The organism is Cupriavidus necator (genome assembly GCF_016127575.1).
In the GTDB taxonomy this organism is placed as follows: domain Bacteria; phylum Pseudomonadota; class Gammaproteobacteria; order Burkholderiales; family Burkholderiaceae; genus Cupriavidus; species Cupriavidus necator_D.
Genome location: NZ_CP066019.1, coordinates 1,865,800 through 1,878,634, shown reverse-complemented (window position 1 = coordinate 1,878,634; position 12,835 = coordinate 1,865,800). Strand labels below are relative to the sequence as shown.

Sequence of the window (12,835 nt, the reverse complement as noted above, 5' to 3'; positions counted from 1 at the left end):
CTGACGTCATTCCCGCCTGTGCGGGAATGACGAATCCGGGCGCGAGCCGCCCACGATCCCATTTCTTCCAAGATCCTGCAACCGACATCGGAGCAGGCAGGGCCCGCTTTGCCTGCGCAAGGAGCATGCTGTGCAAACCTGGATACGCTTTCGCCGCGCTGACGGCAGCATCGGCCATGGCCGCATCGACGAAGCCGATGGCAACCGTGTCGTCGAATATGACGGCGACGGTTTCAACGACCCCGCCCCCACCGGCGCCGTGCATGAGCGCGCGTCGCTGACGCTGCTCGCGCCCTGTGCGCCGGGCAAGGTGGTGGCACTGTGGAACAACTTCCACGCACTCGCGCGCAAGCTGGAAAAGCCCGTGCCCACGCATCCGCTGTTCCTGCTCAAGCCGGCCTCGTCGCTGGCCGGGCCGGGCGATGCCGTGCTGCGCCCCAAGAGCTACGACGGCAAGATCGTCTATGAGGGCGAGCTGGGCATCGTGATCGGCAGCAAGGCGCGCAATGTGTCGGTGGCCGAGGCCGGCGCGCATATCTTTGGCTACACCGTCGTCAACGACGTGACCGCGGCCGAGCTGATCACGGCCGACCCCAACTTCCCGCAGTGGACGCGCGCCAAGGGCTTCGACACCTTCGGCTGCATCGGCCCGGCCATTGTCTGCGGCTTCAACTGGAAAGCCGCCAGCGTCATCACGCGGCTCGATGGCGTCGAGCGGCAGAACTACCCGCTGTCGGACATGGTCTTCTCGCCCGAGGAACAGGTCAGCCGGATCTCGCAGGACCTGACGCTGATGCCCGGCGACGTGATTGCGTGCGGCACCTCGATCGGCGTGGGGTCGATGAAGGACGGTGCGGTGGTCGAGGTGGCGATCGCGGGCATCGGCTCGCTGGTCAACCACGTGCGCGGCTGAGCCGGCGCCTGATTCCTTCCATAAAACGGTGAATGCCATGCCAATGACGATCGGTGTGCCACGCGAAGTCCACCCGGGCGAGCGGCGCGTTGCCGCCACGCCCGACTCGGTCAGGGAACTGCTCAAGCTGGGCTACCAGGTGGTGGTGGAGACCGGCGCCGGCCAGGAAGCGTCGTTCTCCGACGCTGACTACAGCGCCGCCGGTGCGGCCATTGTCGACGCGGCCAGCCTGTGGGCTTCGGTCGATGTGGTGATCAAGGTGCGCCCGCCGCAGGTCCATCCCAGCCTGGGCGTGGAAGAGGCGGCGCTGCTGAAGAAGCATGCCACGCTGATCGGCTTTGTCTGGCCGGCGCAGCAGATGGCGATGCTGGAGCGGCTGACGCAGCGCGGCGCAACCGTGCTGGCGATGGACTGCGTGCCGCGCATCTCGCGCGCGCAGAAGCTGGACGCGCTCAGCTCGATGGCCAATATGGCGGGCTACCGCGCGGTGATCGAAGCCGCGCATGCGTTCGGGCGGCCCTTTGCCGGGCAGATCACGGCCGCGGGCAAGATCCCGCCGGCGCGCGTGCTGGTGATCGGCGCGGGCGTGGCGGGGCTGGCGGCCATCGGCGCGGCGCGCAGCCTGGGTGCGGTGGTGCGCGCCTTCGATACGCGGCCGGTGGTGCGCCAGCAGATCGAAAGCCTGGGCGCCGAGTTCCTGACCGTCGAGATCGAAGAGGACGGCAGCGGCAGCGGCGGCTATGCCAAGGAGATGAGCCCGGCCTTTATCGAAGCCGAGATGCGTCTCTTTGCCGAACAGGCGCGCGAGGTCGACATCATCATCACCACCGCGCTGATCCCGGGCAGGCCCGCTCCCAAGCTGCTCGAGGCCGGCACGGTGGGCCTGATGCGCGCCGGCAGCGTGGTGGTCGACCTGGCTGCTGAGCAGGGCGGCAACTGCGTGCTGACCGTTCCGGGCGAGGCGGTGCGGCAGCACGGCGTCACCATCATCGGCTACACCGACCTGCCCAGCCGCATGGCGGCGCAGGCCAGCCAGCTCTATGGCACCAATATCCGCCACCTGCTGACGGAGCTGACGCCGGGCAAGGACGGCCAGCTCGTGGTCGACATGGACGACGAGATGATCCGCGGTGCCACGGTGCTGCACCAGGGCACGGTGACCTGGCCACCGCCGCCGCTGACGGTGGCGATCCCGCAGCAGCAGGCGCCGGCCGCGCCGCCGCCGGTGCAGGCCGAGGCCGAGCCGCCGCGCAGCCGCACCGGCGCGACGCTGATCGCGCTGGCCATCGCGGCGGCGGCGCTGCTGGGCCTGGGCGCGGTCGCGCCGCCGGCCTTCATGGCGCATTTCACGGTGTTCGTGCTGGCGATCTTTGTCGGCTACCAGGTGGTGTGGAACGTCACCGCCGCGCTGCATACGCCACTGATGAGCGTGACCAATGCCATCAGCGGGATCATCGTGGTGGGCGCGCTGGTGCAGCTGGGCAAGCCGTCGCTGCTGACGGCGGTGATTGCCGGCAGCGCGGTGCTGCTGGCCACCATCAATATCGCCGGCGGCTTCCTGGTGACGCAGCGCATGCTCAAGATGTTCCAGCGGGACTAGAGACGGGGAGACAGGGATGCCATCCGGAATCAGCAATATCGCTTACCTGGGCGCCAGCGCGCTCTTCATCCTCAGCCTGAGCGGGCTGAGCCACCCCGGCACCGCGCGCCGCGGCAACCTGCTGGGCATCGCCGGCATGGTGATCGCGGTGCTGACCACCGTGCTGGCGGGCAGCCCGGACGGCATCGCCATCATCATCGGCGCGATGCTGGTGGGCGGCATCGCCGGTGCCATGCTGGCCAGGCGCGTGGAAATGACGCAGATGCCGCAGTTGGTGGCGGTGCTGCACAGCTTCGTCGGCCTGGCCGCGGTGCTGGTGGGTTATGCCAACTACCTGGATAGCCATGCGCTGACCGGCGCGGAGAAGGCCATCCATGAAGTGGAAACCTACCTTGGCATCCTGATCGGCGCGGTCACGTTCACGGGCTCGATCATCGCCTTCCTGAAGCTGCAGGGCACCATGGGCGGCAAGCCGATGCTGCTGCCCGGGCGGCATGCCTTGAATGCCATCGCGCTGCTGGTTTGCGTGTGGCTGGGCTATGCCTTCCTGAGCGCGCCCGACGCGCAGCAGGGGCTGGTGCCGCTGGCGGCGATGACGGTGATTGCGCTGCTGGTCGGCGCGCACCTGGTGCTGGCCATCGGCGGCGCCGACATGCCGGTGGTGGTTTCGATGCTCAACAGCTACTCCGGCTGGGCCGCGGCGGCCACCGGCTTCATGCTGGGCAACGACCTGCTGATCATCACCGGGGCGCTGGTGGGATCGAGCGGCGCCATCCTCAGCTACATCATGTGCAAGGCGATGAACCGCAAGTTCCTGTCGGTGATCCTGGGCGGCTTCGGCGCGGTGCAGGCACAGGGCGCGGCGACCGAGCAGGGCGAGGTGCTGCCGGTGTCCAGCGAGGAAGTCGGCAACCTGCTCAAGGACGCCAGCGACGTGATCATCGTGCCGGGCTACGGCATGGCGGTGGCGCAGGCGCAGGGCACCATCAGCGAGATCGCGCGGCGGCTGCGGGCGCAGGGCGTCACCGTGCGCTTCGGCATCCACCCGGTCGCAGGCCGCCTGCCCGGGCACATGAACGTGCTGCTGGCCGAGGCGCGCGTGCCGTACGACATCGTGCTGGAGATGGAAGAGATCAACGACGACTTCGAGAAGGCCGACGTGGTGCTGGTGGTGGGCGCCAACGACATCGTCAACCCCGGTGCGCTGGAAGACCCGGGCAGCCCCATTGCCGGCATGCCGGTGCTGGAAGTCTGGAAGGCCCGCACCGTGGTGGTGTCCAAGCGCAGCATGGCGGCGGGCTATGCGGGCGTGGACAACCCGTTGTTCTACAAGGACAACACGCGGATGTGGTTCGGCGACGCCAAGGGCAGTGTCGATGCCCTGCTGAGGCAGCTGGAGGAAGCGCCGGCCTGAGTTGGTCGAGTCGAGGTCTCCAAGCTGAGCAGTTCAGGCGGCCGCGAAGCCACCGCCGCCCCGCGTTTGTCGGGGCGGCGGTGGCTTTTGTTGTCTGGATGGGCCCATAGACAACCTGTTATGGAAGCCCGGCGGGCGATTCATGCCAGCTCCGCGATATATAAACGATCGCAAATAGAAACGATAAAAAACTTTAAGACTAGTCAAATTAAGCTTCAGGTAGCATCAATCCACGACTTCATGTGCCGCAATGCCAGGCGCCGGTCTAGTTGTGAGAAGGGCAACCCACAAAGCCCTGTTGTGCCAGTCGAGGCACAAACAAACAGTACCAGGAGACAAGACAGATGGCGCAATTTGAAGTATCGGCCCCGGCCGGTCACGGCAACGTGAACGGGCGCGGCCTGCAGAACCGTTGGATCCAGCTTGCAATTGGCGTGGTGTGCATGGGGCTGGTGGCGAATTTGCAATACGGCTGGACCCTCTTCGTGTCACCGATGGACGCCAAGCATCACTGGGGCGCGTCCGCCATCCAGGTGGCATTCTCCATTTTCATCGTGACGGAAACCTGGCTGGTGCCGCTGGAGGGCTGGCTGGTGGACAAGTTTGGCCCGCGCCCGGTAGTGGCGGGCGGGGCGATCTGCGCGGGCCTGGCATGGGTGATGAATGCCTATGCGACCACGCTGCCGGAACTGTATGCGGCCGCGGTGATTGCCGGCATCGGCGCGGGCGGTGTCTATGGGACCTGCGTCGGCAACGCGCTGAAGTGGTTCCCGGACAAGCGCGGCCTCGCGGCCGGACTGACGGCGGCGGGTTTCGGCGCGGGCGCGGCCATTACGGTGATCCCCATCGCCAACATGATCCAGAGCTCGGGCTATGAAAAGGCCTTCCTGACCTTCGGCATCCTGCAGGGCGTGTGCATCTTCGTGCTGGCACTGCTGCTGGTGAAGCCCAGGCCGCCCAAGGGCGCGGTGGCGGCCAAGGCGGTACTGACCAACCCGGTCGAGTTCTCGCCGGGGCAGATGGTGAAGACGCCGGTGTTCTGGCTGATCTACGTGAGCTTTGTCGCGGTGGCGGCGGGGGGGATCATGGCGACGGCGCAGCTCGGGCCCATCGCCAAGGACTATGGCTTCGCCTCGATGCCGGTGACGATGCTGGGCATGACGCTGCCGCTGCTGACCATGACCTTGTCGATCGACAACCTGTGCAATGGCTTTACGCGGCCCTTGTGCGGTTTCCTGTCGGACAAGTTCGGGCGCGAGAACACCATGTTCGTGATCTTCGTCGGCGAGGGGCTGGCGCTGCTCGGGCTGATGCAGATGGGGCACAACCCGTACTGGTTCATGTTCTTCGCGGCGCTGACCTTCCTGTTCTGGGGCGAGATCTTCTCGATTTTCCCGGCCTTGTGCGCCGATACCTTCGGCAGCAAATTCGCCGCGGCCAATGCCGGCACCCTGTACACGGCGAAGGGCACGGCGGCGATGGTGGTGCCGCTGGCATCGATCCTGTCGGCGCATGGCGGCTGGGGAGCCGTGTTCTCGGTGGCGGCGGTGGTGACGATTGCGGCAGGGATCTCGGCCAAGGTGTTGCTGGCGCCCGTGCGCAAGCGCTTTATCACCGGGCATGCCGAGGCAGTGCGCGTGTCCGACACCGCGTTCCTGGCTGGCATTTCGCCGCGTCAGGGGGAGTAATCCCGGGCTGAACGGTAGAGGGGGAGCCTGGCGTAGGCTGCCGGGCTTCCGGAGCGGGGGCAGGACATTCCCATTAGTGGGCGCGCTGGTGTTCGCGGAGGACGCCAGTGCGCGGCAATGTGTTCCAGAGAGCCATAAAGCCGCTGGAATTTTTGGTATGTAGTATATCTTCATGCGTAATCCCGGCGAGATTTCCAGGCTTCGACATGGCCCGGAAATCTGTGCCGATTGCGCATGAATCGCGTGCTTTCAGAAATTACGCTGATTTAGCCGTAATTGCCTGCAAAATTGCTGCGCCGCATCCACGAAACTTGAAGGGCTAGGGGAAATTCTTCTTGCTTCGTTCTGATATATCACATACCGTATGTCATCAAGATCGAGTGAAACGATCGGGCGCCGCAAGGCATACGGGTAGCAACAGCGAAGGGCGAGAAGGCGAGAGTGCCCCGCCCCGTAAAGAGTTCAACGAGGAGACCAAGACATGTCCGAAGTCGTCGAAGCCAAGCGGGTCGGGAGCACCACGCGGAAGACACCCTGAATTAGAAGAATTCCAACCCCAGTCAATTTGTATAGAAGGAATCAACCATGGCAGAAGTCGGAAACGAACTGCAGCGTCACGCCACGGAAGAACATCAGGCACAAACCGATGGTTTTCATCTGGTCATCGACGCGCTGAAGCTGAACGGCATCGAGAACATCTACGGTCTGCCCGGCATTCCGGTCACCGATCTGGCCCGTCTGGCACAGGCCAACGGCATGCGCGTCATCAGCTTCCGTCACGAGCAGAACGCAGGCAACGCAGCAGCGATTGCCGGCTTTCTCACCCAAAAGCCGGGCGTTTGCCTGACCGTTTCTGCGCCGGGCTTCCTGAACGGGCTGACGGCGCTGGCGCATGCGACCACCAACTGCTTCCCGATGATCCTGATCAGCGGCTCGAGCGAGCGCGAGATCGTCGATTTGCAGCAGGGTGACTACGAAGAGATGGACCAGCTGGCCATCGCCCGTCCGCACGCCAAGGCTGCCTTCCGCGTGCTGCACGCTGAAGACATTGGTGTCGGGATTGCGCGTGCCATTCGTGCCGCCGTGTCGGGCCGTCCGGGCGGTGTGTACCTGGACCTGCCGGCCAAGCTGCTGGGCCAGTCGATGGAAGCCGAGAAGGGCCGCAAGTCGCTGATCAAGGTGGTGGATCCGGCCCCGCGCCAACTGCCTGCACCGGACTCGATCGACCGTGCCGTCGCGCTGCTGAAGAGCGCCAAGCGCCCGCTGATCCTGCTGGGCAAGGGTGCCGCGTACGCACGCGCCGAAGCGGATATCCGCACGCTGGTCGAGAAGACGGGCATTCCGTACCTGCCGATGTCGATGGCCAAGGGCCTGCTGCCCGATACGCATCCGCAATCGGCCTCGGCCGCACGCTCGTATGTGCTGGCTGAAGCTGACGTGGTGTTGCTGGTCGGCGCCCGCCTGAACTGGCTGCTGTCGCATGGCAAGGGCAAGACCTGGGGCAAGCCGAAGCAATTCATCCAGATCGACATCGCGGCGACCGAGATGGACAGCAACGTCGCCATCGCCGCGCCGGTAGTGGGTGACATTGGTTCGTGCGTGTCGGCGATCCTCGACAAGGTCGGCAATGACTTTGCCAAGCCGGGCGCCGAGTGGCTGAACGCGGTGGCCGACCGCAGGGACACGAACCTGGCGAAGATGGCCGAGACCCTGGCCAGGTCCAAGGATGTCTCGCCGATGAACTTCCACGGCGCGCTGAACGTGCTGAAGGATGTGGTCAAGGCCAACCCGGGCATCTCGTTCGTCAACGAAGGCGCCAACACGCTGGACTACGCCCGTGCCGTGATCGACATGTACGAGCCGCGCAAGCGCCTGGACGTAGGCACCTGGGGCGTGATGGGCGTGGGCATGGGCTACGCGGTCGCCGCGGCGGTCGAGACCAGCAAGCCGGTGCTGGCGCTGTGCGGTGACAGTGCGTTCGGTTTCTCGGGCATGGAAGTCGAGACGATCTGCCGTTACAACCTGCCGGTCTGCATCGTCATTTTCAACAACAACGGCGTCTACAAGGGCATCGACGTGAATCCGACCGGCGGCAAGGATCCGGCGGTCACGACGTTCGTCCCGGGCGCGCGCTACGACAAGATGATGGAAGCGTTCGGTGGCGTCGGCCGCAACGTCACCACGCCGGCGGAACTCGAGGCTGCGGTGAACGAAGCCCTGCGCTCGGGCAAGCCCACGCTGGTCAACGCTGTCATCGATCCGGCTGCTGGCACGGAAAGCGGTCGTCTGACCAATCTGAATCCGCAAAGCTCGGCCAAGAAGTAATTCACCCGAATTTCACCCCTCTGATCCAATAGGAGAACGAAAGTGAACCTCCCACTCAACGGCATCAAGATCATCGACTTCACGCACGTCCAGGCCGGTCCCGCCTGCACGCAGCTTCTCGCGTGGTTCGGTGCGGACGTGATCAAGGTCGAGCGCCCCGGTTCCGGCGACGTGACGCGCACCCAGCTGCGCGACATCCCGGATGTCGATGCCCTGTACTTCACCATGCTCAACAGCAACAAGCGCAGCCTGACGCTGGATACCAAGAAGCCGGAAGGCAAGAAGATCCTGGAGCAGCTGATCCGCGAGTCGGACGTGCTGGTCGAGAACTTCGGCCCGGGCGCGCTGGACCGCATGGGGTTCTCGTGGGAACGCATCAACGAACTGAACCCGAAGATGATCGTGGCTTCGGTCAAGGGCTTCAGCGACGGCCACCACTATGAAGACCTGAAGGTCTACGAGAACGTGGCCCAGTGCGCCGGCGGCGCGGCCTCGACCACCGGCTTCTGGGATGGCCCGCCGACGGTGTCCGCCGCGGCGCTGGGCGATTCCAACACCGGCATGCACCTGGCCATCGGCATCCTCACCGCGCTGATCGGCCGCGACAAGACCGGCAAGGGCCAGAAGGTGGCTGTGTCGATGCAGGATGCGGTGCTGAACCTGTGCCGGGTCAAGCTGCGCGACCAGCAGCGCCTGGACCGCCTGGGCTACCTGGAGGAGTACCCGCAGTATCCGCACGGCAGCTTCAGCGACGTGGTGCCGCGCGGCGGCAACGCGGGCGGCGGCGGCCAGCCGGGCTGGGTGCTGAAGTGCAAGGGGTGGGAAACCGACCCCAACGCCTATATCTACTTCACCATCCAGGGCCATGCCTGGGAGCCGATCTGCAAGGCGCTGGGCAAGCCGGAATGGATTTCCGATCCCAACTACGCCACCGCCAAGGCTCGCCAGCCGCATATCTTCGATATCTTCAACACCATCGAGGAATGGCTGGCCGACAAGACCAAGTACGAGGCCGTGGACATCCTGCGCAAGTTCGACATCCCGTGCTCGCCGGTGCTGTCGATGAAGGAAATCGCCGCCGATCCGTCGCTGCGCGCCAGCGGCAGCATCACCGAGGTGCCGCACAAGGAGCGCGGTACCTACCTGACGGTGGGCAGCCCGATCAAGTTCTCCGACCTCAAGCCGGAGATCACCGGGTCGCCACTGCTGGGCGAGCATAGCGAAGAGGTGCTGGCCGGCCTGGGCTACGGCGCGGACGACATCAAGCGCCTGCGCGAGTCCCAGGTGATCTGACGCTGCCCGCCGGCACTTGTGGCCGGAGTGTACGCCGGGGTCTCGCGCATAGCGGGCCCCGGCGTTTTTGCTTGCAGCGTGGCCATGTGGCACGCTACCTTGATGGCCATGACAGGCTGGCGCCGACCGGCCCTGGGAATAACGAGGGAATCCCCATGACAGACCAGATCGATTACGCGCAACTGGTGTCCGCCATCGGCGACGCCATCATCATCTCCGACGCCAAGGGCGCCATCACGCTATGGAATCCCGCCGCCGAGCGCATGTTCGGCTTTACCCAGGCCGAGGCCATGGGCAAGTCGCTCGACCTGATCATCCCTGAGCGCCTGCGCGGGCGGCACTGGGAGGGCTACGGCAAGACCATGGCGACCGGCATCACGCGCTACGGCCACGACCTGCTCAAGGTGCCCGCGGTCGACAAGGACGGCAAGGCCATGTCGATCGCCTTCACCGTGGCGCTGCTCAAGGATGATGCGGGCGCCATCACCGGCATCGTCGCCGTGATCCGCGACGAGACCGTGCGCTTCCAGGAGGAGCGGGCGCTGAAGAAGCGGCTGGTGGAGCTGGAAAACCAGGTCAAGGAACAGGCCTGAGGCGCGTGCCATTTCCGTGATCCCGGACCAGCCGCGCAGCGCGTCGGCCCGGTGGCCAGGCCTGGTCCTGGCCGTTTCCTGTTTGCGCGGCGGCCCCGGCCGGGGCCGCCGCGCAGGTCTCGATTGTCCCCCGAGTTTTCCCGAATAGGTGGCCGGCATGCACTTCCAGCGCCGCTTTGGCGTAGCCGATCGTGGTCTTTTCGGTACCAAAATCGTTGACTGAGTACCGAATGCCTCCTACATTGGGAGCCCTGACAAAGACAGATCCGAGGAGACAACATGAGCCGTCAAGCTTCGGCCGCTGCGGTAGTCCATGGCGGCGCTACGGTGGGCCAGCTCTATGCGGCCGCGCTGCGTGCCAGGCCCGGCGTGCCCGCCATCGTCGGCGACGACACCACGCTGAGCTATGAGGCGCTCGCGCGGCAGTGCGCGCGCGTCGCGCGGCTGTTTGCCGCCCGCGGCCTGGCGCGCCAGGATGCCGTGGCCTTCCTGGTGGGCAACCGCGCCGAAGCGGTCGCCGCCATCATCGCCGCGCAGCTGGCCGGGCTGAAGAATGTGTCGCTGCATCCGATGGCATCGGAAGCGGATCACGCCTTCGTGCTGCAGGATGCCGGGGTGCGGGCGCTGGTGGTGGACAACGCCCGCTTCACCGAGCGCGCGCGCGTGCTGGCAGCTGGCGCCGGCCTGCAGGTCCTGCCGCTGGACGATGGCGAGTTCGGGCCTGGCCTGGCCAATGCGGCGGCTGCGTTCGATGACACGCCCGTGGTTCCCGGCGACGACCCCACGGAAATCAGCCGGCTGGCCTATACCGGCGGCACCACTGGCCGTTCCAAGGGCATCCTGCATACGCACCGGACCACGGTGACGGTGCTGCAGTACATGCTGGCCAGCTACGAATGGCCGGCGCAGATCCGCTATCTGGTGACCACGCCGATCTCGCATGCGTCCGGCAGCCTGTTCCTGCCGACGCTGCTGCGCGGCGGCACCATCTACGTGTGCGACAAGTTCAGTCCCGCCGATTTCCTGCGACGCGTGGCCGAACAACGGATCAACCTGACCTTTTTGGTGCCCACGCAGATCTATGGCCTGCTCGATTGCGACGGGCTGGACGCGGCCGACCTGTCCAGCCTGGAGCTGGTGCTCTACGGCGCGGCGCCGATCGCGCCGGTGCGTCTCGCTGACGCGCTGCGCCGCATCGGCCCGGTGTTCGGACAGGTCTATGGCCAGGCTGAAGTGCCGATGTGCATCAGCTACCTGAGCCAGCGCGACCACGATCCGGACAACCCCGAGCGCCTGCGCTCGTGCGGCAAGGTGATCCCGGGCAACCAGGTCAAGCTGCTGGACCCCGACCTGCGTGAAGTCGCGCCGGGCGAGGTGGGCGAGCTGTGCGTGCGCGGTCCGCTGGTGATGGAAGGCTACCTGAACCGGCCCGAGGAAGACGCCAAGGTCTTTGCCGGCGACTGGCTGCATACCGGCGACATGGCCCGTTGCGACAGCGAGGGCTTCCTGTACATCGTCGACCGCGCCAAGGACATGATCATCAGCGGCGGCTTCAACGTGTACCCGAGCGAGGTGGAGCATTGCCTGGCGCTGCACCCGGCCATCGCCATGTCCGCGGTGATCGGCATCCCCGACCCCAAGTGGGGCGAGGCGGTCACCGCCGTGGTCGTGGCACGGCCCGGTGCCGCGCTTACCGAGGCCGACGTGATCGGCCACGTGACGCAGCACAAGGGCGTGGTCAATGCGCCCAAGCAGGTGGTGTTCGTGGATGAGCTGCCGCTGACCGCGCTGGGCAAGATCGACCGCAAGGCCATCCGCGGCCGCTACTGGGGCGGCCAGGAGAGGCAGGTGGCCTGAGCGCGGTTACCTTCCGGCGTGCGGCTGGGACGAGCGCGCGCCGGTGTCCGCGCGGCACAGCAGGCCGTTCAGGATGATCTCGTAGAACTCGCTGAAGGCATCGCCGATCTTCAGGCCGGTTTCCTTCAGGAACTGCTGGTTGCGCAGCCGGTGCGCGGCGCCCAGGATCGCTTCGGAAACCAGCCGCGGATTGTGCGGCGCCATCAGCCCTTGCCGCATGCCTGCCTCGAGCAGGCTCTCAAGCCCGCGCACGCGCGCCAGCTGGTAGTCGTCGAATGCCGCCCGGCCGCTGTCGATCGCATCCAGGTCCGCCAGCGCGGCCTTGCTCAGTCCCGATGTGTTGAGCGCGGCATGCAGGTAGGCGGACACTGCCCGCGCCGCATCGCTTTCGCGGCGCGCCGCGGCAAAGCCCCTTTCCAGGTTGTCAGCGAGCACGTCGCGGCAGATGCCGACGAATAGCGCTTCCTTGGTCGGCGCGATCTCGTACAGGCGCCGCCGTGAGCAGCGCATGCGTCGGGCAATCTCGCCGATGGTCAGCGACGACACGCCTTCGGTGCTCAGCAGCCGGGTCAGTTCGTGGGCAAATTCTTCGTCGGTGCGTCGAGTCGGCATGAAACGGGTGGCAAGCCGGGCAAGTGGCGGGCGCGTGAGTGTTGATGCCGAATCTTACGACGACTGCGCCCGGGCCGGCATGGCAATGGATCCATGCCGGCCGGCACATCGCCAGCTCCCCCAGGCGCGGAATGAGTAATGGCTCAAAAGCAGCCGCCGACTGGTTTCCCAGTGCGCTTCAGGTGATAGAGTCCGTCCCCGGCAACGCAAGCAAGCTTCTAACGCTTATACATTCTTTGCTACCTGGAAATCGATGATCAAGAGTTTCGCCCATGCGGGCCTCAAACGTTTCTTCGAGACTGGCTCCAAGGCGGGAATCCAGCCGCATCACGCGCAGAGATTGCGCAATCAGCTCGGTGCGCTGGATCACGCCACGAGACCCCGGGACATGGGGGTGCCAGGTTGGAAGCTGCATCAACTGGGCGGCGACATGTCCGGCCCTGGTCTGTCAGCGTCAATGGCAACTGGCGGCTGACATTCATGTTCGACGGCATCGACGTCATCGTCGTCGATTACCAGGACTACCACTGAAGGACTTCA

Annotated in this window: 9 protein-coding genes and 1 pseudogene; 9 read left to right on the top strand and 1 reads right to left on the bottom strand. The window is 65.7% G+C overall.

Annotated features, from left to right (window positions below; translation table 11 throughout):
- The first annotated feature begins 130 nt into the window (after positions 1-130).
- The 8 genes from I6H87_RS27440 to I6H87_RS27405 all read left to right on the top strand — a co-directional run bounded on the left by I6H87_RS27440 (position 131) and on the right by I6H87_RS27405 (position 11,683).
- Positions 131-913: a fumarylacetoacetate hydrolase family protein gene (locus I6H87_RS27440; RefSeq protein ID WP_011617425.1), complete on the top strand. Its 783-nt coding sequence runs from the start codon at positions 131-133 to the stop codon at positions 911-913.
- A gap of 37 nt (positions 914-950) precedes the next feature.
- Positions 951-2,513 (top strand): Re/Si-specific NAD(P)(+) transhydrogenase subunit alpha, encoded by a 1,563-nt coding sequence (locus I6H87_RS27435; protein ID WP_011617424.1) that lies wholly within the window; start codon positions 951-953, stop codon positions 2,511-2,513.
- A gap of 16 nt (positions 2,514-2,529) precedes the next feature.
- Positions 2,530-3,927 (top strand): Re/Si-specific NAD(P)(+) transhydrogenase subunit beta, encoded by a 1,398-nt coding sequence (gene pntB, locus I6H87_RS27430; protein ID WP_010810218.1) that lies wholly within the window; start codon positions 2,530-2,532, stop codon positions 3,925-3,927.
- Between the two features lie 344 nt (positions 3,928-4,271).
- On the top strand, positions 4,272-5,615 hold the full coding sequence (gene oxlT, locus I6H87_RS27425; RefSeq protein ID WP_011617423.1) for an oxalate/formate MFS antiporter: 1,344 nt from the start codon (positions 4,272-4,274) through the stop codon (positions 5,613-5,615).
- A gap of 585 nt (positions 5,616-6,200) precedes the next feature.
- Entirely contained in the window at positions 6,201-7,940 is a 1,740-nt protein-coding gene (oxc, locus tag I6H87_RS27420) for an oxalyl-CoA decarboxylase (protein ID WP_010810216.1), read from the top strand.
- Positions 7,941-7,982: 42 nt separating this feature from the next.
- The gene (gene frc / locus I6H87_RS27415) at positions 7,983-9,233 is read left to right on the top strand and encodes a formyl-CoA transferase (protein ID WP_010810215.1); all 1,251 of its coding nucleotides are present in this window, start codon (positions 7,983-7,985) and stop codon (positions 9,231-9,233) included.
- Positions 9,234-9,388: 155 nt separating this feature from the next.
- On the top strand, positions 9,389-9,826 hold the full coding sequence (locus I6H87_RS27410) for a PAS domain-containing protein (RefSeq protein ID WP_011617422.1): 438 nt from the start codon (positions 9,389-9,391) through the stop codon (positions 9,824-9,826).
- 279 nt (positions 9,827-10,105) lie between these two features.
- Positions 10,106-11,683: an AMP-binding protein gene (locus I6H87_RS27405; protein WP_011617421.1), complete on the top strand. Its 1,578-nt coding sequence runs from the start codon at positions 10,106-10,108 to the stop codon at positions 11,681-11,683.
- Between the two features lie 6 nt (positions 11,684-11,689).
- On the opposite strand, the gene I6H87_RS27400 is transcribed toward I6H87_RS27405, so the two are convergent.
- Positions 11,690-12,295 (bottom strand): TetR/AcrR family transcriptional regulator, encoded by a 606-nt coding sequence (locus I6H87_RS27400; protein ID WP_010810212.1) that lies wholly within the window; start codon positions 12,293-12,295, stop codon positions 11,690-11,692.
- Positions 12,296-12,548: 253 nt separating this feature from the next.
- Here I6H87_RS27400 and I6H87_RS27395 point away from each other — a divergent pair.
- A pseudogene (locus tag I6H87_RS27395) lies at positions 12,549-12,826 on the top strand (type II toxin-antitoxin system RelE/ParE family toxin).
- Positions 12,827-12,835 lie beyond the last annotated feature (9 nt).

Bases quoted from the DNA above. Each gene is read 5' to 3' on its own strand.
- I6H87_RS27410 (WP_011617422.1), top strand. From the start codon at position 9,389: ATGACAGACCAGATCGATTACGCGCAACTGGTGTCCGCCATCGGCGAC.
- oxc (WP_010810216.1), top strand. From the start codon at position 6,201: ATGGCAGAAGTCGGAAACGAACTGCAGCGTCACGCCACGGAAGAACAT.
- oxlT (WP_011617423.1), top strand. From the start codon at position 4,272: ATGGCGCAATTTGAAGTATCGGCCCCGGCCGGTCACGGCAACGTGAAC.
- I6H87_RS27435 (WP_011617424.1), top strand. From the start codon at position 951: ATGCCAATGACGATCGGTGTGCCACGCGAAGTCCACCCGGGCGAGCGG.
- I6H87_RS27405 (WP_011617421.1), top strand. From the start codon at position 10,106: ATGAGCCGTCAAGCTTCGGCCGCTGCGGTAGTCCATGGCGGCGCTACG.
- pntB (WP_010810218.1), top strand. From the start codon at position 2,530: ATGCCATCCGGAATCAGCAATATCGCTTACCTGGGCGCCAGCGCGCTC.
- I6H87_RS27400 (WP_010810212.1), bottom strand. From the start codon at position 12,295: ATGCCGACTCGACGCACCGACGAAGAATTTGCCCACGAACTGACCCGG.